Genomic DNA, 18,405 nt, shown 5'->3' with positions numbered 1-18,405 from the left:
TGCTGCCAGCGGGGCGACGGTTGCGCGCCGTGGCCGGCCCGCCGACGTGCGTTCAGCCGAGGGAGCCGGACGCCTTCCTGCGGGCCGTCTGCCTGGCCTGTTTGCGTCGGTACATGTCGGCGTCCGAGCACTGAAGCAGGGATTCCACGTCTTGCCCATCGTCCGGGTAGATCGCCAGGCCGACCGCGGCGCCGGCTCTTGCCCCCGTCGCCGTCGGTGCCAGCGACAGCAGCGGTGTCTCCAGCAGGTGCTCGAGTTTGCTGCGCGCGCTCTCGGCGTCCTGGCGATTGTGCACGGCATCCAGCATGACGACAAACTCGTCGCCGGCGTAACGCGCCACCATGTCTCGACTGCGCAAGCCGCCGAGCATGCGCTGCGCTGTTTCCTGCAGCACCTTGTCGCCGACATCGTGGCCGAAACTGTCGTTGATATGCTTGAAATCGTTGAGGTCGATGAAGAGGATGGCGAAAGGGCGGGGGTCGGCGACGGCGTGCTGCTGGACGAGGCGGTCGTCGACCCGGCGCAGGAAGGCCTCGCGGTTGGCCAGACCGGTCAGTCGGTCGCTCAGCAGTTTGCTTTGCATCGCCCGGAAGCTCTTGGCGAGATCACCGATTTCGTCACGCCGAGTGACGTCCAGTGTCGCGTTGAAGTCGCCGTCGCCGACGTTGCGCGCGGCGGTCGCCAGCCGTTTGAGGTCGCCGGCGACCACCGACAGGACCATCAGGCCGATCACCACGGTCATCAACGATGCCAGCAGGGCGAGTCCGACGTTGCGCTGGTAGCTCTGCGTGACACCGCCAAGGAAGTCGCTGCGCGGGACAGCGATGACGATCGTCCAGTCCAGTCCGGCGGCATCCTGAAGGCGGGCGTAGGCCGCTTCCACCGGTTGGTCGTCGGCGGTGGCGAAAACGGCCGTACGGGGATGGGTGGCAGCCGCGGAATCAGGCAGCAGCTTGCGGATCTCGCGGTAGCTGTCTACCACCAGCGGATCCGCACTGGCCTCCGCGTTGAGTCGGGCGTTGCCGCCGGCGGCGTCCTTGCGCAAGTGCGGGCCGCGCGACGTGCCGATCAGGTTGCCGTCCGGTTCGACCACGTAGGCGATGCCGTTGGCGGTCAGTTTCAGCGAGCGCAGGAACTGGTTGACCTGTTGCAGCGACAGATCGGTAGCCACGACGCCCTGGAACTCACCCAGCGCGTTGTTGACCCGGCGCGCACGCGTGGCGACGAGCTCCTCGGTCTTGAAATCAATATAGACCGAGGTCCAGGTGTGCAGGGCTGAACTCTGTCCGGACTTGAACCAAGGCCGCTCACGTGGTTCGAAGACGCGGGTTTCGCTTACCGGCTCGCGCAACTCGCCAGCGATTCCGCTAAAGCGATAGATCCTTCGCGGGCCCTTGCCGCTGGTCCGCAGGCGCAGTTCGGCTTCCGTCTCCGAATGTCGCCAGAGGCCGAAGAACTCGCCGTTCCGATCGCCATAGTAGGCATAGTGATTCGGATCCCGATGCACCGAGGTGGCCAGCCAGAAGCGCGTACGCAGATTGTCCAGGTCGGCCCCGATGTGCTCAGGCGCGGCCACGCCACTGGGAAAGGCAGTTTCGAGAACGGCGCTGGCCCCGAACACATGCCGCTCGGCCGCCTGAGCGATACGGTATACCATCTCCGAGAGCAACTGGTTCGACAGCGTATCGACAGCCACGCGGCCTGCCGAATAGGACAGTCCGCCGATGGCTGCGGCCAAGAACAGAACCAGGACCACGTACGGCACGGTCAGCATCTGCCGCAGTGAAAGAAATTGAAGCAACTTCATTGGCTTTCGCCCGGAGCGGGTCGGTGGAAGGCGTGCGGGGGAGGGTGAGCACGCGGCGCTTGGCTGAACTCCCGTCAGTCGAATCGGCAGTCAGACAGCAGGTCTGACGAGGGACCCGGTCACGCAAATGCTATCGCCGTCGGCATCACGCCGCGGTGACTAATGTCACGCCGCAAGGCCGGCCGCCATTGGCTCCCGGCCGTCATCAGGGGGCTGGTGGCGAGACCCGCTCGCCCAGGCGGGATCGTATCCCCGATCAGTGGGCAGGCAGGGACTGTTCCGGCTCAGTCCGGTTGCCGCGGCAGGTCAGAAGCTGCCCTGACACTCGGCACATAGGCGAAGTCGGCGATCAGGATATGATTGTAAAACCAGCCGTTGATCAGAAACTTGACCGCCTCGGCAATCTCGTCGAGCGTCATCTGCTTGGCGTTCTCGAGCAGGTCGAAGAGCATTCGACGGAACTCGGCGTGCAGGCGCTTATGTGCCTCCAGGCCGGGGTAGCGGCACGCGGCCATCATTTCCTCTTCCTCGCGAAGATGCACCTTGACGTACTCGGTGAGCATCGCCAGGGACTTCAGCACCCGGATCTGTTCGCCGTCGCCCGCGAAGGTGGCGGCAAGCTCGAACAACTGCCGATGTTGCGCATCGATCTCCGGCAAACCCACTTCGATCTTCGATGACCACTCCGCCAGCTCAAATTTCATCTAACCTGCTCCATGCGTTTCAGTAAGGGTCACGCCAGCCGCTCATGAAGGGATCGGGCGCGTTGCCATGTCGATCTGATCGGAAAGCGTGAGCCACTGGTTTTCCAATGTCGTCATTTCGTCAGCAAGTTCCTTGAGGCGCCGGCCAATCACCGCCAGATCCTGTGGCGATAATGAGATGGCCAGGCGGGCTTCGAGAGAACGCTGCTCGGCCTGCAGCACGAGGAGGCTCTGCTCTATCCGTTGTTGGTCGCGCGCGAGTGCCTTGAGGTTCCCCGATGTCTTCTTTCCCGCGCTGACGGGGGCCGCGTCGCGGCTGGCTGGTTTTTTCGCATTCCTTGCCGACTCCCGCAGGCTCTCACGGTTGCGTCTGGCTTCGTCAAGCAGATAACGCTGGTAGTCATCGAGATCGCCGGCGAAATCCTGCACTCCCCCGCGCGTGACCAGCCAGAACTCGTCACACACCGACCGCAGCAGCGAGCGATCATGACTGACCACGATGACGGTCCCCTCGAATTCGTTGAGCGCCAGCGACAGCGCCTCGCGCGTCGCCAGATCCAGGTGGTTGGTCGGCTCGTCGAGCAGCAGCAGGTTGGGGCGTTGCCAGACGATCATGGACAGTACGAGACGCGCCTTCTCGCCGCCGCTCATCGTCCCCACCGTCTGCTTGACCATGTCGCCGCTGAAGTTGAACGAGCCCAGGAAGGTGCGCAGATCCTGTTCGCGGTCGCCCTGCCCGGTCGCCCCACTCTCTCTGGCCAGTCGCAACAGGTGTTCGAGAGGGGTGTCGCCGGGGCGCAGGACGTCGAGCTCCTGCTGGGCAAAGTAGCCGATGTTGAGTCCTTTCCCTTCACGGATGCTGCCGCCGGTGCACGCCAGGACGCGGGCTATGGTCTTGACCAGCGTTGACTTGCCTTGGCCGTTGGCGCCCAGGATGCCGATGCGCTGGCCAGCCATCACCGATCGTTTCACCTGCCGGACGATCACTGTTGCCGGTGTGCCGGCGGGTGAATCGCTCGCCGGCGGGTAGCCGAAGCAGGCATCCTCCATGACCAGCATCGGGTTGGGCAGGCTGGCCGGCGCCTTGAACTCGAAGTTGAACTCGGCGCTGGTCAGTATCGGCGCCAGTCGCTGTATTCTGTCGAGTGCCTTGACTCGGCTCTGGGCCTGTTTGGCCTTGGTTGCCTTGGCCTTGAAGCGGGAGATGAAGCTCTGCAGATGGGCAATCCGGTCCTGCTGCTTGAGGTAGGCGTTCTGCTGCAGTTCGAGTTGTTGGGCGCGCAGCTCTTCGAAAGCGCTGTAGTTGCCGCCGTAGCGTGTCAGCTTGCCATTCTCGAGTTGCAGCGTCACCGTGCTGACGGCATCGAGAAACTCCCGGTCGTGACTGATGACCAGCATCGTGCCTTCATAGCGCTTGAGCCAGGCCTCGAGCCAGACGAGAGCGTCGAGATCGAGGTGGTTGGTCGGTTCGTCGAGGAGCAACAGGTCGGACGGACACATCAGCGCACGCGCGAGCTGCAGCCGCATCCGCCAGCCGCCAGAGAAACTGTCGACCGGATTGTCGAGGTCGGTGGCCTTGAAACCCAGGCCGAGGATGAGCGCTTGCGCGCGCGCCTGGGCGTCGTGCGCCCCGGCGTCATGCAAGAGCATGTAGGCGTGTGCCAGGGCTTCGCCATCGCCCTTGGCTTCGGCCAGGCGCAGTTCGTCCTGGGCGGCCAGCAGGGCGGTATCGCCTGCGATCACGAACTCGGTCGCGCTGCATTCGCTGGACGGCATCTCCTGCGCGACCTGTGCGAGGCGCCAAAGAGCGGGCCGGAAGAATTCTCCCGCGTCCTCGTGCAGACTGCCATCGAGCAGCGCGAACAAGCTGGATTTGCCGGCACCGTTGCGACCGACCAGACCGACTTTCTCACCCGGGTTGACCGTCACCGACGCGCCATCCAGCAACACTCTGGCGCCGCGCCGCAGGGTGACGCTGTTAAGGGTGATCATGCAGGGGAACTCCAGTCAATTGTCCGGCGGCAACGGTTGGGCAGTACGCAGCGATCGGCTCTGCATCCGCGTCGGCGTGCCTCAGCGGAAGATCACGGTCTTGTTGGCATGCACCAGAACACGGTCTTCGAGGTGGTAGCGCAGCCCGCGCGCCAGGACAGCTTTCTCGATGTCCTTTCCGTAGCGGACCATGTCGTCGATCGTGTCGGAATGATCGATGCGAATGACGTCCTGCTCGATGATCGGCCCCTGGTCCAGGTCCTTGGTGACGTAGTGGCAAGTCGCCCCGATCAGCTTGACGCCGCGCTGGTGGGCCTGATGGTAGGGGCGGGCACCGACGAAGCTGGGCAGGAAGGAGTGGTGAATGTTGATCATCTGCCCCGGGTAGCAGTCGCAGAGGTCGGGGGGCAGAATCTGCATGTAGCGCGCGAGGACCATCGTGTCACCCTTGACTTCTTCGTAGATGCGGCGGATTTCGTCGTAGGCGGCTTGCCGGTTGTCCGGGTTGACCGGCACGTGGTGGAAGGGTATGCCGTGCCATTCGACCAGGGCCTTGAAGGCGTCGTGATTCGATATCACGCACGGGATCTCGATGTCCAGTTCCTTTGACTGCCAGCGTGAGAGCAGGTCGTAGAGGCAGTGCTCCTGCTTGCTGACCATGACCACGACGCGCCGTTTGACTGCCGAATCGGTAATTCGCCAATCCATCGACAAGGACTCGGCGAGTGGCCGGAAGCGTTCGCGGAATTCGGCGAGGTGAAAAGGCAGCGAGTCAGCTCTGACTTCCATGCGCATGAAGTAGCGGCCGTCATTGCCGCCGCCGTCGTCTGCGTGGTAGCTCGACTCGAGGATCCAGCCCTGATGCTGGGCAATGAAACCCGAGACGCGTGCGATGATGCCGACCTGATCCGGGCAGGATCCCGACAAGGTGTAGAAACGTTTTGAGTGCATCGAGTGGTTTGTCTAGGCTGGCGCGCGAGCCACGAAAGCTTTGTCGATCTCGCTACGCAGTTCGCTGTAGGAACGCGTCACCGGGAACTGCGGGAACTCGCGGATCACGTTCTCGGGTGGGTGGAAGAGGATGCCGGCGTGCGCTTCGCCGAGCATTGCCGTGTCATTGTAGGAATCGCCCGCTGCGACGACCGTGAACCTGAGATCCTTAAGGCGCCTTACGGCCTCACGTTTCTGGTCAGGCATGCGCAGCCGGTAGTTGACCAACCGGCCGCTGGCATCGGCTTCCAGGCTGTGGCAGAAGAGCGTTGGCCAGCCAAGTTGCCGCATCAGCGGGTGGGCGAACTCGTAGAACGTATCCGAGAGAATGATCAGCTGGTAGTTCTCACGCAGTCCATCGACGAAGGATCGGGCACCTTCGAGCGGGCCCATTTCAGCAATGACTCTCTGGATGTCGGCGAGGCCAAGCCGGTGCTCGGCCAGCAGACGCAGCCGATACTTCATCAGCTTGTCGTAGTCGGGTTCGTCTCGGGTGGTCAGCCGTAACTCGGGAATTCCGGTCCGGGTAGCGAACTCGATCCAGATTTCGGGGACCAGTACGCCTTCGAGGTCGAGGCAAACGATGTGCACGGGCGAACTCCCAGTGGCCGAGCATTGGCCGAAAGACGCGATTCTAACAAACGGGCTTGGCTTTGTCAGACTACAGCCCTGCTCATGCCTGCCTTGAGGCCTCCGCGTCCTTGAGTTTTGTCGGCCGATTCCGCATAGTGCGCGCTCTCTTTTCTTGCGCCTGTCCACTTTCAACTGTCGCCACCGATGCTGCCACCAATGCTGCTACCGATCGAAGAACGAACGAGCGAGAGAATCGCCCGGAGAATTGCCGAGGAAATCGGCTGCCGTCCACCCCAGGTTCTGGCCACCGCCGCGCTACTCGACGAAGGCGCCACGGTGCCCTTCATTGCCCGCTACCGAAAGGAAGTCACCGGCGGTCTCGACGACATCCAGCTGCGCCTGCTCGACGAACGCCTGACCTACCTGCGGGAGATGGAAGAACGTCGGACAGCCATTCTCCACTCGATCGACGAACAGGGACAGCTCAGCCCGGAACTGGCCGCCGAGATCAAGGCCGCTGAAACCAAGCAGCGCCTTGAAGATCTCTACCTGCCGTACAAGCCCAGGCGACGCAGCAAGGCGCAAGTCGCTCGCGAGGCCGGTCTTGCGCCGCTCGCCGAAGCCTTGCTTGCCGACCCGGGCTTGTCGCCCGAAGAAGAAGCGGAGCGCTACCTGAATGGCGAAGCCGGTTTTGCCGATGCGCGCAGCGTCCTCGACGGGGCCCGCCAGATCCTGATGGAGCAGTTCGCCGAAGACGCCGAACTGCTCGGCGAGCTACGTGCTTACCTCGAAGCGCACGGGGTCGTGAAGTCGACGGTCGTCGTCGGCAAGGAAAGCGAAGCGGCCAAGTTCCGGGACTATTTTGCCTACTCGGAAGCGATCGCCGCCATCCCCTCCCATCGCGCCCTGGCGCTCCTGCGCGGACGCAACGAAGACATGCTGCAACTGGCTCTGCTACTCGACAGCGATGTCGACGACAAGGCCAGTGGCGGCCCCAACCCCTGCGAAGCGCGCCTGGCGCGGCGCTACGGCATCGTGGACCGGGGCCGGCCGGCCGACCGCTGGCTCGCCGACACGGTACGCTGGGCCTGGCGAATCAAGATCTCCTTGCATCTCGAACTGGAACTGATGAACGCGCTGCGCGAGCGCGCCGAGGCCGAAGCGATCCGCGTCTTCGGTGCCAATCTCAAGGACCTCCTGCTTGCCGCACCCGCCGGCAAACACGCGACCATGGGTCTCGATCCCGGACTGCGCACGGGCGTCAAGGTCGCCGTCGTCGATGCTACGGGCAAGCTGCTCGACACCGCCACAATCTACCCGCATGAACCTCGCCGTGACTGGGACGGTTCGCTGCACACGCTGGCCGGGCTGGCGGCTAGACATCGGGTCGACCTGATCAGCATAGGCAACGGCACGGCCTCGCGCGAAACCGACCGCCTCGTCGCCGACCTGATCCGCCAGCAGCCGGCACTGCACTTGCGCAAGATGGTGGTTTCCGAGGCCGGCGCTTCGGTCTATTCCGCATCGGAGTACGCCTCGCGTGAATTCCCGGACATCGACGTCAGCCTGCGCGGCGCCGTTTCGATTGCCCGCCGCTTGCAGGATCCGCTGGCCGAACTGGTGAAGATCGATCCCAAGTCGATCGGTGTCGGCCAGTACCAACACGACGTCAGCCAGACCCGGCTGGCGAGAGCGCTCAACGCTGTGGTCGAGGACTGCGTGAACGCCGTCGGTGTCGACGTCAATACCGCCTCGGCGCCGCTGCTGACCCGAGTCTCGGGACTCAGCCCGACGCTGGCGGCAAACATCGTTGCCCACCGCGACACGCATGGCGCCTTCGCCAACCGGCAGGCACTCAGGGCGGTGCCTCGCCTCGGCGAGAAGACCTTCGAACTGGCCGCCGGCTTCCTGCGCGTCAACGAAAGTGACAACCCGCTCGACGGCTCGGCGGTACACCCGGAAGCCTATCCGCTCGTCGAACGTATTCTCGCCGACCTCAGGAAGAGCATCCGCGACATCATCGGCGACTCGCGCATGCTCAGAACGCTGGAACCGGAAAGATTCATCGACGACAAGTTTGGCCTGCCCACCGTCCGCGACATCCTCCGGGAACTCGAGAAACCCGGCCGCGACCCGCGCCCGGAGTTTCGGGCGGCGACGTTCCGGGAAGGCGTCGAGCAGGTCAAGGATCTGCAGCCGGGAATGATCCTCGAAGGCGTCGTCACCAACGTCGCCAACTTCGGTGCCTTTGTCGACATCGGCGTGCATCAGGACGGTCTGGTGCATATCTCGGCCATCGCCGACCGCTTCGTCAAGGATCCGCGCGCCGTCGTCAAGGCCGGCGACGTAGTCAAAGTCAAGGTGCTCGAGGTCGACCTGGCGCGCCAGCGCATTGCGCTGAGCATGCGACTCGCCGACGAGGTGCCGACGGCTTCGACGGCTGCTGCCGCACCGGCCTCGGCCAGGGCCCGGCAGCACCAGCACAGCCAGCCTGCGCCGACAGGCGCCATGGCCAGTGCCTTTGCCCGGCTGAAACGCTGAGCCGGTCGGCACTCGCCCGCCTCCGCTACAATAGCGAATCCGCCAGCCACCAGCGCGGTCTCCCGCAGAACCCTCCGACCAGCCCGCACGCTTACCGACACCATGCCCACGACACCCGGAAAAGCCAGTACCCGAGGCCGCAAGGCGGCCGCCCGAGGCGCTGCCGAACCTCGCCTCTCTCGCCAGCGCAAACCCGCCGACCTGCCGGTCGACGAGTGGCAGCGGGCGTTGCGCCGACAGTTCGGCCGCGAGCAGCCGTTTGCCCTCGAGAACCTCGGCGACGACCCGGTGTTCTCCGAGTTCGCGGTGTTCAACCCGGCCAGCCGCCGACGCTACCGCGTGGTGATTCGCGGCCGGCTTCCCGGTGACAACCACTGCTCGTGTCCGGACTTCGCGACCAACGACCTGGGCACCTGCAAGCACGTCGAGTTCGCCCTCGCCCAGTTGACGGCCCAGGCGGGCGGCAGCAAGGCCCTCGCCGCCGGCTTCCAGGGATCGTTCAGCGAACTCTTCCTGGACTATGCCGGGCAGCGACGGGTTCGCCTGCGTCTCGGCAGCGAATTCCCCATCGCCCTGCAGCCGATGGTGCGGCAGTTGTTCGATCACGCCCACGGCTGGCAGCTCTCGCCGCAACACTTCGCCGATCTGCCGGCCCTCGTCGACCAGGTGCGCGCAACGGGCCACGAGTTACGCTGCGATGAGGACGCGCTCGCCTACGTTGCCGAAGTCCGCGACGCCGAGATACGCCGACAAGCCCTCGCCGACGCCTACCCACAGGGCGCCGACAGTCCTGGGCTGGCGACACTGCTGAAAGTCGCGCTCTATCCCTACCAGCGTGCCGGCGCACTGTTCGCCGCGCGCGCCGGGCGTGCCCTGATCGGCGACGAGATGGGCCTCGGCAAGACCGTCCAGGCGCTCGCCGCGATGGAGATTTTTGCCCGTCATTTCGCCGCCGCACGCGTGCTGATCGTCTGCCCGACCTCGCTCAAGCACCAGTGGGAGCGCGAGATCGCGCGCTTCACCGAGCGCCGCGCGACGGTCATTGGCGGCCTGCGCGCCATTCGCCAGGCGCGCTACGCCCAGGACGACTTCTGCAAGATCACCAACTACGAAACGGTCAGCCGCGACCTCGACCTGATCGAAGCCTGGGCACCGGACCTGGTGATCGTCGACGAAGCCCAGCGCATCAAGAACTGGAACACGATCGCCGCGCGAGCGCTCAAGCAGATCGACAGCCCCTACGCGGTGGTGCTCACCGGCACGCCGCTCGAGAACCGGCTCGAAGAGCTGATCTCGATCGTCCAGTTCGTCGATCAGCACCGCCTGGGGCCGACCTGGCGTCTGCTCGACGAACACCAGCAGCGCGATGAGCGTGGTCGCGTCATCGGCTACCGCGACCTGCACCGGATCGGCGAAACGCTGGCACCGATCATGCTGCGCCGGCGCAAGGCGGAAGTTCTCGAACAACTCCCCGAACGTGTCGACAACACCCTGTTCATGCCGATGACGCCTTTGCAAGCCGACCACCACGAGGAAAACCGTGCCCAGGTGGCGCGGATCGTTCATCGCTGGCGGCACACCGGTTTCCTCTCGGAGAAGGACCAGCTGCGTTTGCACTGCGCCTTGCAGAACATGCGCATGTCCTGCAACAGCAGCTTTCTGCTCGACCACCAGACCGACGACGGTTTCAAGGCCGACGAACTGATCGCTCTGCTCGACGACATTTTCAGCGATCCGCAAGCCAAGGTCGTCGTCTTCAGCCAGTGGTTGCGCACGCACGAACTCATCATCCGCCGCCTCGCCGGCCGTGACTGGCAGCATGTTCTCTTCCACGGCGGCGTCCCGGGCGACAAGCGCGGCGCGCTGGTCGACCGCTTCAACAACGATCCTGCCTGCCGGGTATTTCTCAGTACCGACGCCGGCGGCGTCGGCCTCAACCTGCAACACGCCGCGGCTGTGGTGGTAAACATGGACCTGCCGTGGAATCCCGCCGTGCTCGAACAGCGCATCGGTCGCGTTCATCGTCTGGGTCAGACACGCGGCGTGCAGGTGATCAACTTTGTCGCCAGGGGAACCATCGAGGAGGGCATGCTGTCCGTGCTCGCCTTCAAGCAGTCGCTCTTCGCCGGCGTCCTCGATGGCGGCGACAGCGACATCGTCCTGCAAGGCACCCGCCTGTCGAAATTCATGGAGACGGTCGAGCAGGTTGCCGGCGCGATGGAAACCGAGGCGGCCAGCGAAGACGACAACCAGGGTGTTCAACCGCTGGACGCGATGCCGGAAGCAGAACCCGGCGGCGAGGCCGAGGAACTCGTCGAGGCGAGGGCGGCGGCCCCAACCGGCGCCGCTGCCGGCCAACCCACCGCCGACCTCGGCAGCGTGACGCCGGATCAATCGGCCACCGCGAGCACGCCCAAGCCGGTCGCCGCCGATCCGTGGGCGCCGCTACTGGCAGCCGGCGCGCAACTGCTCGGCGAGTTGGCCGCAGCCGCGCAGGGCGAGCGTCAGTCGCCCTGGATACAAACCGACCCGGCCACCGGGCAGCGCTACCTCAAGTTGCCCATGCCCGAGCCGCAGAGCGTGCAACGCCTCGCCGAAGGACTGCTGAGCCTGCTGGGCGATCGGCGATAGGCGCGATCCGGGAGACCGATTACCGTACCTGCCCGGGCCGGCGCGATCGCAACAGCGCCCGCCGTTTCACTCGCAAGTGACGCTCCAGGCCAGATCGGCGCCACCCTCGGTGCTGCTGTGGCCCAAGCTGATACGCCCACTGCCACGCAGAATGAAGTCCTCCCGGTTGAGGACCACCTCGCCGTCGGCGTCGGCCTGAACGTAGGTCCCGTTGGTGCTGCTGTCGGTCAACACGAACTTGTCGCGCCGGAACTCGATTCGCGCATGCGTGCGCGACGCGCATCGCACCTGCAGGGTGATGGTGCAGGCGGAGCCGCGGCCGATCGTGACGGCCTCGTCGCCGGGCCTGAAGGTCAGCGCGCCATCGACGTAGTCGAGTTGCAGCAACATCGTCGCCGCGCTCAGGTTGGGCACACTGCCGGTGATCACCGTCAGGTTGTCGACCTGCCAGATGACCTCGCAGATGGCGATCGACTCGGTCTTGCCGCGCACCGGAAAGCTGCCCATGCCGCGCGTCGAATCGCGTAGCTCGGGGGACATCATGTGCGCCGCCGCCTCGGTGGTGATGATCTGACCGGCCTTGGCCAGGTCGGTAATCCGCGCCGCCGTATTCACGGCATCGCCGAACACATCCCCGCTCTCCTCGATGAGGGGGCCGGCGTGGAAACCGATGCGGATCGACAGGCCATGCTGTGTCGCCGAGTCATCCTCGGAAATCCGGCTCTGCATCTCGCATGCCGCCTGCGCCACCGCGTCCGGGCTCGGAAAGACGCACATCAACTCATCGCCGATCGTCTTGATGACGCGCCCGCCGAACTCGGCGGTGACGGCGCGAAGCACACCGAGACAAGCGTCCACCAACCGCTTCGCAGCGCTGTCGCCGATCGTTTCGTAGAGCCTGGTGCTACCGGTGATGTCGGCGAAGAGAACCGCCTGTTCCATTTTTGCCCTTTGACCTCGTATCGGCAAGTATCATAGCGCCTGGCGGACGCGAAGCAAGTACGGCCCGCGCGCCAAACGCCCGGCCGGCCACTTCGGGATACCGCAGCTTGTCGGCCACCTCCGCATGCCAAACCAGGCGAGGCGTGGCGCGATTATAGTTCAGACGCCGTCGCTCCCGGACGCTCCCGCGAAAACGAACCTCCGACCGTCCCATGGCACGCAACACCATCGAAGTCAGCGAGCAGGCTGGCGTACGCTATCTCCATTTCGCTTCCACGTGGGTGCAGGGAGCGATGCGCGTGCAACGCCCGTATGCGCTCGAACTGATCTACACGCGCGAGATGATGGCCGGATTGCTGCTGCGCGACCCGCCCTGGCCCCGCGCGGCCCTGCTCATCGGTCTCGGCGCCGGGTCGCTGGCCAAGTTCATTCATCGCCAGTTGCCGGCCACGCAGATCACCGTGGTCGAGATCGATCCGCAGGTCGAACTCGTCGCCCGACTGCATTTCAAGTTGCCCGACGACCCATTGCGACTGCGCATCGTCATTGCCGACGGCGCCGAATACATGCTCCGGGGCGGCGCACTCTACGACTACATCCTGGTTGACGGCTTCGACCGGAACGCGCGCGCCGGGGTCCTTGACACCCTGCCATTTTACCAGGCCTGCCGCGCTCGCTTGAGCGACGAGGGACTACTGGCGATCAACCTGCTCGGCCGCGAGCGTGGTTTCCAGGCCAGCGCCGAGCGTATCGGCCGCGCCTTCGACGGCCGCGCAGTGCTCTTTCCCTCCTGCGATGGCGGCAATACGATCGCCTTCGCCACCGCCGGCGATCCGGTGGATCTTCCCTTCGTCGACTTGCTGGCCCGCGCCACGCAGTGCAGGCAGGCCACCGGGCTGAACCTGTTGCCGACCATCGCCGGCCTGCAGAAGGCCCACTGTCTGGCCAGCGATCGGCTTACCCTCTGAGGTCCATGCGCCTGAAGCGTTGCCCGGGACCCGGACAACGCCATGTGGACAGGCATGACGAGTATACTTGCGGCCTTTGCGTGCCCCGCAGACCCGTTCAAGAATCGGCCAAGCCATGACTCGACCCGATCTTTCATCCGCGTTGCCAGCGGCGACCCTTGGTGGACCGTCGCCACCGGCGCTGCCGGCCGACTGGTCGGCACGCCTGCAGGCTGCCGGCATGGCACTGGCCGAAGACGAGAGACTGCTCGCCTGGCTGGCGATCGACCTCGATGCATCGTTGCGCTTCGCTCCCGGGATGATCATTGTCACCAGCGAGCGGCTGCTGGCGATGTCGGCCGACGACACGCAGTGGCAGGCCTGGAACTACCGGCGCGGCCTGACGCTGGCGCGCCGCGATCACGCCGGTGTCGGCACCCTCGAACTGTGTGACGCCAGTTCGCTGCTCGGGCATTGGCGCTACACCCTCGGCAGCGATGTTGCCGCCGGGCGTCTGGTCGATCACTTCGCCCGCCAGCTCAGCTTCCGACTGACCGGGGAAATCCCGGCCGTATCCGCGCTCGCGCTGTGCCCGAACTGTGAGACACCGCTGCTCGCCGGCCAGGAAGAGTGCCCGGTGTGCAGCAAGGAGATCCACGAACCCCCGTCGACGTGGACCCTGTTGCGCCTGGGACGCTTTGCCCGCCCCTACCGGGGGCAACTGCTTGCCGGCTTCCTGCTGTCTCTGTTGACCACGGCAGCGACCCTGGTGGCCCCCTATCTGACGATGCCGCTGATGGACAACGTGCTGATCCCTTACCAGAACGGCAAGGCGATCGACCCCGGGCTGGTCGCGCTCTATCTGTCGGGCCTGCTCGGCTCGTCGCTGGTGGCCTGGGTGCTCGGCTGGGGCCGCACCTACATACTTGCGCTGGTGTCCGAGCGCATTGGCGCCGACCTGCGCACGACCACCTACGAGCATCTGCTGAAGCTGTCGCAGGAATACTTCGGCGGCAAGCGTACCGGCGACCTGATGGCGCGCATCGGCTCGGAGACCGACCGCATCAACATCTTCATTTCGCTGCACCTGCTCGACTTTGCCACCGACGTGCTGATGATCGTCATGACGACGGCCATCCTGGTATCGATCGACCCCTGGCTGGCCGCGGTGACCCTGTTGCCGCTGCCGATCATCGCCTGGCTGATCCATGTGGTTCGCGAACGGCTGCGCACCGGTTTCGAAAGAGTAGACCGAGTCTGGGCGGAGGTGACCAACGTGCTCGCCGACACGATCCCCGGCATCCGGGTGGTCAAGGCCTTTGCCCAGGAGCAACGCGAAGCGGCGCGCTTCCGCGCCGCCAATGCGCACAATCTGGACGTCAATGACCGGGTCAACAAGGTCTGGTCACTGTTTTCGCCGACCGTCACCCTGCTTACCGAACTCGGCCTGCTCATCGTCTGGGCTTTCGGCATCTGGCAGATCGCCAAGGACCAGATCACCGTCGGCGTGCTCACCGCCTTCCTCGCCTACATCAGCCGCTTCTACCTGCGCCTCGACTCGATGAGCCGTATCGTCTCGGTGACGCAGAAGGCAGCCGCCGGCGCCAAGCGAATCTTCGACATCCTCGACCACGTGTCGAGCGTTCCCGAGCCGATCAATCCGGTGCACCTGCCCAGCGTCTCCGGCCGCATCGAACTGCGCAGCGTCGGCTTCCGCTACGGGACGCGCAGCGTCACCCGCGACATCAGCATCGTCATCGAGCCGGGCGAGATGGTCGGCCTCGTCGGCCACAGTGGCTCCGGCAAGAGTACCCTGGTCAACCTGATCTCGCGCTTCTACGACGTCACCGAAGGAGCGATCCTGATCGACGGCGTGGACGTCCGTTCGATACCGGTCGCCGAGTACCGCAAAAACATCGGCCTGGTGCTGCAGGAGCCCTTCCTGTTCTTCGGCACCATTGCCGAGAACATCGCCTACGGCAGACCCACGGCGACGCGGTGCGAAATCATCGCCGCCGCGCGCGCCGCGCACGCCCACGAGTTCATCCTGCGTCTGCCGCACGGCTACGACTCGCTTGTCGGCGAACGCGGCCAGGCGCTGTCGGGCGGTGAACGCCAGCGCATCTCGATCGCGCGGGCCCTGCTTATCGACCCGCCGATCCTCATCCTCGACGAGGCCACCTCGTCGGTCGACACGACGACCGAGAAGGAGATCCAGAAGGCGCTCGACAACCTGGTGCGCGGCCGCACGACGATTGCCATCGCGCACCGCCTGTCCACCCTGCGGGATGCCAACCGCTTGGTCGTTCTCGACCGTGGCCGCATCGTCGAAGCCGGCAGCCACGATGAATTGATGGCTCGCGAGGGCCACTACTACCGCCTCTACCAGGCCCAGGCACGCAACGTCGACACCGAAGACCAGTTGCACACCCTTCGCGTCGACCCCAAGGACGAGGGAGACCGCGAATGATGGACCCACCCCCCTATCGATTGTGCCGCAACGCTTTCGGGCGGCTGGAGTGCACCGGCACCGACGGCGAAGTGCACGAGGGCGTCGTGCCGGTCCGCGCCTTTCCGATCACCGCCCCCGAGCACGGTATCGCCCTGGTCGATCCGCACGGCCGGGAACTCGCCTGGATCGACCAGTTGAGCGACTTGCCCGACGACTTTCGCATCCTGGTGGAAACCGAGCTTGCCCGCCGCGAGTTCATGCCCGAGATCAGGCGCATCGTCAGCGTCTCGAGTTTCGCCACGCCGAGTACCTGGGAGGTGCAAACCGATCGTGGCAGCGCGCATCTGATCCTCAAGGGGGAAGAAGACATCCGCCGCCTGACGGCGCCGGCACTGCTGATCGCCGACAGCCATGGCATTCACTACCTGATCCGTGACCGCCATGCACTCGACCAGCAGAGTCGGCGGTTTCTCGACCGTTTCCTGTGAGGCCAGGTCCGCCACCGGCATCGCCTGCCGGTCAGCCGATTGCCGGACCGGACGTTATGCCCACGAAGATCCCGGCCACGGCCCCGACGACCGGCCGCCCATTTCTCGCCAATGCGCGCCACCTTCCCGTGCCTGGACTGACGACATGAAGACAAAAGACATCAAGTTTCTCGAGATCCGCTACCTGCGCGGCCCGAACATCTGGACCTACCGTCCGGTCATCGAGGCGATCGTCGATATCGGCGAACTCGAAGATTTTCCGTCGAACACCATCCCCGGGTTCTATGAGCGTCTGACCGCCCTGCTGCCGTCCCTGGCTGACCATCGCTGCAGCTACGGCGAACCGGGCGGGTTTTTGCGACGCGTCCAGGAAGGCACTTGGCCGGCGCACATCCTCGAACACGTGACCCTCGAACTGCAGAATCTGGCCGGCATGCCTGGAGGCTTCGGCAAGGCAAGGGAGACGTCGACACGCGGCGTCTACAAGGTGGTCGTTCGCGCGTGGCACGACGATGTCACCCGCTCCTGCCTGCACGCCGGCCGCGACCTGTTGCTGGCGGCCATTCAGGACACCCCGTTCGACGTTGCCGCGACCGTCGAGCGCCTGGCCGACATGGCCGAACGCAAGCTGCTCGGACCGAGTACGGGCTGCATCGTCGAAGCGGCGACCGCCAAGGACCGTCGCATTCCGGCGATCCGACTGCTGGCCACCGGCAATCTCGTGCAACTCGGCTACGGCGCGCGCAGCCGACGCATCTGGACCGCCGAGACCGACCGCACCAGCGCGATTGCCGAGGGCATCTCGCGCGACAAGGACCTGACCAAGACGCTGCTGCAATCCTGCGGCGTGCCGGTTCCCGAGGGACGTCTGGTGGAGAGTGCCGAGGACGCCTGGGAAGCCGCCGAGGACATCGGCGTTCCGGTGGTCGTCAAACCATCCGACGGCAACCACGCGCGCGGCGTGTTTACCAATCTAATGGCGCGTGCGGAAGTCGAGTCCGCCTATGCGGCGGCCGTCGTCGAAGGCAGCGGCGTCATCGTCGAACGTTACGTGCGCGGCTCCGAACACCGGCTGCTGGTCGTCGGCGGCAAGCTCGCCGCCGCCGCCCGTGGCGAGATCGCCAAGGTCGTCGGTGACGGCAAGGCAACGATCAACGAACTGATCGACCAGCAGATCAATTCGGATCCCCGCCGGGGTGCGGCCGAAGAGTTTCCGCTCGACATCATCGATCTCGCCGACAACCCGGTCGCCCGTCTCGAGGTGTCTCGCCAGGGGTTCGCCCCGGATTCGATCCCGGCGGCCGGACGTGAAGTCCTCATCGTGCGCAGCGGCAACCACACCGACGATGTCACCGACCTCGTGCATCCGGACACCGCGGCCACGGTCTCCCTCGCCGCACGCATCGTCGGACTCGACATCGCCGGCGTTGACCTCGTTTGCGAGGATATTTCCCGGCCGCTCGACGGACAGCGCGGCGCCATTGTCGAGGTCAATGCCGGTCCGGGCCTGTTGATGCACCTGAAGCCCGAAACCGGCCAGCCTCGCCCGGTCGGTCGCGCCATCGTCGATGAACTGTTTCCCAATGGCGACGACGGCCGGATTCCCATCGTCGGGGTCACCGGCAGCTTCGGCAAGACCACCGTTGCCCGCCTGATCGCTCGCTTTCTGACGCTTGCCGGCCAGCATACGGGTCTCGCCTGCAGCCAGGGGCTGTATGTCGATCGGCGCTGCATCGCCCAGGGAGACAGCGCCAACTGGGGCTCCGCGCACCGCATCCTGATGAACCGCGCCGTCGACGCGGCCGTCTTCGAGAACGGGACGGACACGATTCTCGGCGAAGGCCTCGCCTACGACCGCTGCCAGATCGGCGTGGTTACCAACGTCGACGCCGCACAGCACTTCGGCCGTCACGACATCGGCACCCCCGAGCAGGTGTTCACCGTTCTCCGCACACAGGTCGATCTGGTGCTGCCGACCGGTGCGGCAGTACTCAACGCCACCCAGCCGATGCTGGTCGACATGGCGTCGCTGTGCGATGGCGAGGTCATCTTCTTTGCTGCCGACCCCGACTTGCCGACGCTCGTCGAGCACCGGACGCAAGGCAGGCGGAGCGTTTTCGTGCGCAACGGCAAGGTGGTGCTCGCCCGCGGCTTGGACGAGCAGGCGATCGTCAACCTCGAAGGTGTACCACTCACCGGCATCGAGCCTGGCAGCGGCCAGGTCGAGAACATCCTTGCTGCCGCCGGCGCGGCATGGGCGCTCGGCATCGCACCCGAGCTGATACGCACCGGCCTGGAAACCTTCACCATCACCTGAGTCGGCACGCCGTCGATCATT

The 18,405-nt window shown here is 65.2% G+C and carries 12 protein-coding genes; 6 read left to right on the top strand and 6 right to left on the bottom strand.

Annotated features, from left to right (window positions below):
• Positions 1-52: 52 nt before the first annotated feature.
• From CAP2UW1_RS19345 to thrH, 5 genes are all read right to left on the bottom strand, one after another.
• On the bottom strand, positions 53-1,807 hold the full coding sequence (locus CAP2UW1_RS19345; RefSeq protein WP_041567929.1) for a diguanylate cyclase domain-containing protein: 1,755 nt from the start codon (positions 1,805-1,807) through the stop codon (positions 53-55).
• 284 nt (positions 1,808-2,091) lie between these two features.
• Entirely contained in the window at positions 2,092-2,511 is a 420-nt protein-coding gene (locus CAP2UW1_RS24145) for a bacteriohemerythrin (RefSeq protein WP_015768314.1), read from the bottom strand.
• Positions 2,512-2,553: 42 nt separating this feature from the next.
• Positions 2,554-4,503, bottom strand: coding sequence for an ABC-F family ATP-binding cassette domain-containing protein (locus CAP2UW1_RS19335; RefSeq protein ID WP_015768313.1), 1,950 nt, complete (start codon positions 4,501-4,503; stop codon positions 2,554-2,556).
• 81 nt (positions 4,504-4,584) lie between these two features.
• The gene (gene purU / locus CAP2UW1_RS19330; protein ID WP_015768312.1) at positions 4,585-5,454 is read right to left on the bottom strand and encodes a formyltetrahydrofolate deformylase; all 870 of its coding nucleotides are present in this window, start codon (positions 5,452-5,454) and stop codon (positions 4,585-4,587) included.
• 12 nt (positions 5,455-5,466) lie between these two features.
• Positions 5,467-6,084 carry a bifunctional phosphoserine phosphatase/homoserine phosphotransferase ThrH gene (thrH, locus tag CAP2UW1_RS19325; protein WP_015768311.1) on the bottom strand — a complete coding sequence of 206 codons (618 nt, stop codon included), beginning with the start codon at positions 6,082-6,084 and terminating at the stop codon, positions 5,467-5,469.
• Positions 6,085-6,282: 198 nt separating this feature from the next.
• On the opposite strand from thrH, the gene CAP2UW1_RS19320 reads away from it, so the two are divergent.
• Complete coding sequence (locus tag CAP2UW1_RS19320) at positions 6,283-8,607, top strand: Tex family protein (RefSeq protein ID WP_015768310.1); 2,325 nt, start codon at positions 6,283-6,285, stop codon at positions 8,605-8,607.
• A 102-nt stretch (positions 8,608-8,709) separates the two neighbouring features.
• Complete coding sequence (locus CAP2UW1_RS19315; RefSeq protein WP_015768309.1) at positions 8,710-11,238, top strand: DEAD/DEAH box helicase; 2,529 nt, start codon at positions 8,710-8,712, stop codon at positions 11,236-11,238.
• A 66-nt stretch (positions 11,239-11,304) separates the two neighbouring features.
• Here CAP2UW1_RS19315 and CAP2UW1_RS19310 read toward each other — a convergent pair whose 3' ends face one another.
• Complete coding sequence (locus tag CAP2UW1_RS19310; RefSeq protein ID WP_015768308.1) at positions 11,305-12,180, bottom strand: adenylate/guanylate cyclase domain-containing protein; 876 nt, start codon at positions 12,178-12,180, stop codon at positions 11,305-11,307.
• Between the two features lie 212 nt (positions 12,181-12,392).
• On the opposite strand from CAP2UW1_RS19310, the gene CAP2UW1_RS19305 reads away from it, so the two are divergent.
• The 4 genes from CAP2UW1_RS19305 (at position 12,393) to CAP2UW1_RS19290 (ending at position 18,384) form a co-directional block, all read left to right on the top strand.
• Positions 12,393-13,148: a fused MFS/spermidine synthase gene (locus tag CAP2UW1_RS19305; protein WP_015768307.1), complete on the top strand. Its 756-nt coding sequence runs from the start codon at positions 12,393-12,395 to the stop codon at positions 13,146-13,148.
• Positions 13,149-13,263: 115 nt separating this feature from the next.
• Positions 13,264-15,597, top strand: a complete 2,334-nt coding sequence (locus CAP2UW1_RS19300) for a cyanophycin metabolism-associated ABC transporter (RefSeq protein ID WP_049778612.1) — start codon at positions 13,264-13,266, stop codon at positions 15,595-15,597.
• Positions 15,594-16,067, top strand: a complete 474-nt coding sequence (locus CAP2UW1_RS19295; RefSeq protein WP_015768305.1) for a cyanophycin metabolism-associated DUF1854 family protein — start codon at positions 15,594-15,596, stop codon at positions 16,065-16,067. The genes CAP2UW1_RS19300 and CAP2UW1_RS19295 overlap by 4 nt, the downstream gene beginning before the upstream one ends.
• 145 nt (positions 16,068-16,212) lie before the next feature.
• On the top strand, positions 16,213-18,384 hold the full coding sequence (locus CAP2UW1_RS19290) for a cyanophycin synthetase (protein WP_015768304.1): 2,172 nt from the start codon (positions 16,213-16,215) through the stop codon (positions 18,382-18,384).
• Positions 18,385-18,405: the final 21 nt, after the last annotated feature.

Source organism: Candidatus Accumulibacter phosphatis, from assembly GCF_000024165.1.
Classification (GTDB): Bacteria; Pseudomonadota; Gammaproteobacteria; order Burkholderiales; family Rhodocyclaceae; genus Accumulibacter; species Accumulibacter phosphatis.
The sequence above is the reverse complement of the archived record's forward strand: the minus strand, read 5'-3'. Positions and strand labels throughout refer to the sequence as shown.

Bases quoted from the DNA above. Each gene is read 5' to 3' on its own strand.
- CAP2UW1_RS19345 (WP_041567929.1), bottom strand. From the start codon at position 1,807: ATGAAGTTGCTTCAATTTCTTTCACTGCGGCAGATGCTGACCGTGCCG.
- CAP2UW1_RS24145 (WP_015768314.1), bottom strand. From the start codon at position 2,511: ATGAAATTTGAGCTGGCGGAGTGGTCATCGAAGATCGAAGTGGGTTTG.
- CAP2UW1_RS19335 (WP_015768313.1), bottom strand. From the start codon at position 4,503: ATGATCACCCTTAACAGCGTCACCCTGCGGCGCGGCGCCAGAGTGTTG.
- purU (WP_015768312.1), bottom strand. From the start codon at position 5,454: ATGCACTCAAAACGTTTCTACACCTTGTCGGGATCCTGCCCGGATCAG.
- CAP2UW1_RS19320 (WP_015768310.1), top strand. From the start codon at position 6,283: ATGCTGCTACCGATCGAAGAACGAACGAGCGAGAGAATCGCCCGGAGA.
- CAP2UW1_RS19315 (WP_015768309.1), top strand. From the start codon at position 8,710: ATGCCCACGACACCCGGAAAAGCCAGTACCCGAGGCCGCAAGGCGGCC.
- CAP2UW1_RS19310 (WP_015768308.1), bottom strand. From the start codon at position 12,180: ATGGAACAGGCGGTTCTCTTCGCCGACATCACCGGTAGCACCAGGCTC.
- CAP2UW1_RS19305 (WP_015768307.1), top strand. From the start codon at position 12,393: ATGGCACGCAACACCATCGAAGTCAGCGAGCAGGCTGGCGTACGCTAT.
- CAP2UW1_RS19300 (WP_049778612.1), top strand. From the start codon at position 13,264: ATGACTCGACCCGATCTTTCATCCGCGTTGCCAGCGGCGACCCTTGGT.
- CAP2UW1_RS19295 (WP_015768305.1), top strand. From the start codon at position 15,594: ATGATGGACCCACCCCCCTATCGATTGTGCCGCAACGCTTTCGGGCGG.
- CAP2UW1_RS19290 (WP_015768304.1), top strand. From the start codon at position 16,213: ATGAAGACAAAAGACATCAAGTTTCTCGAGATCCGCTACCTGCGCGGC.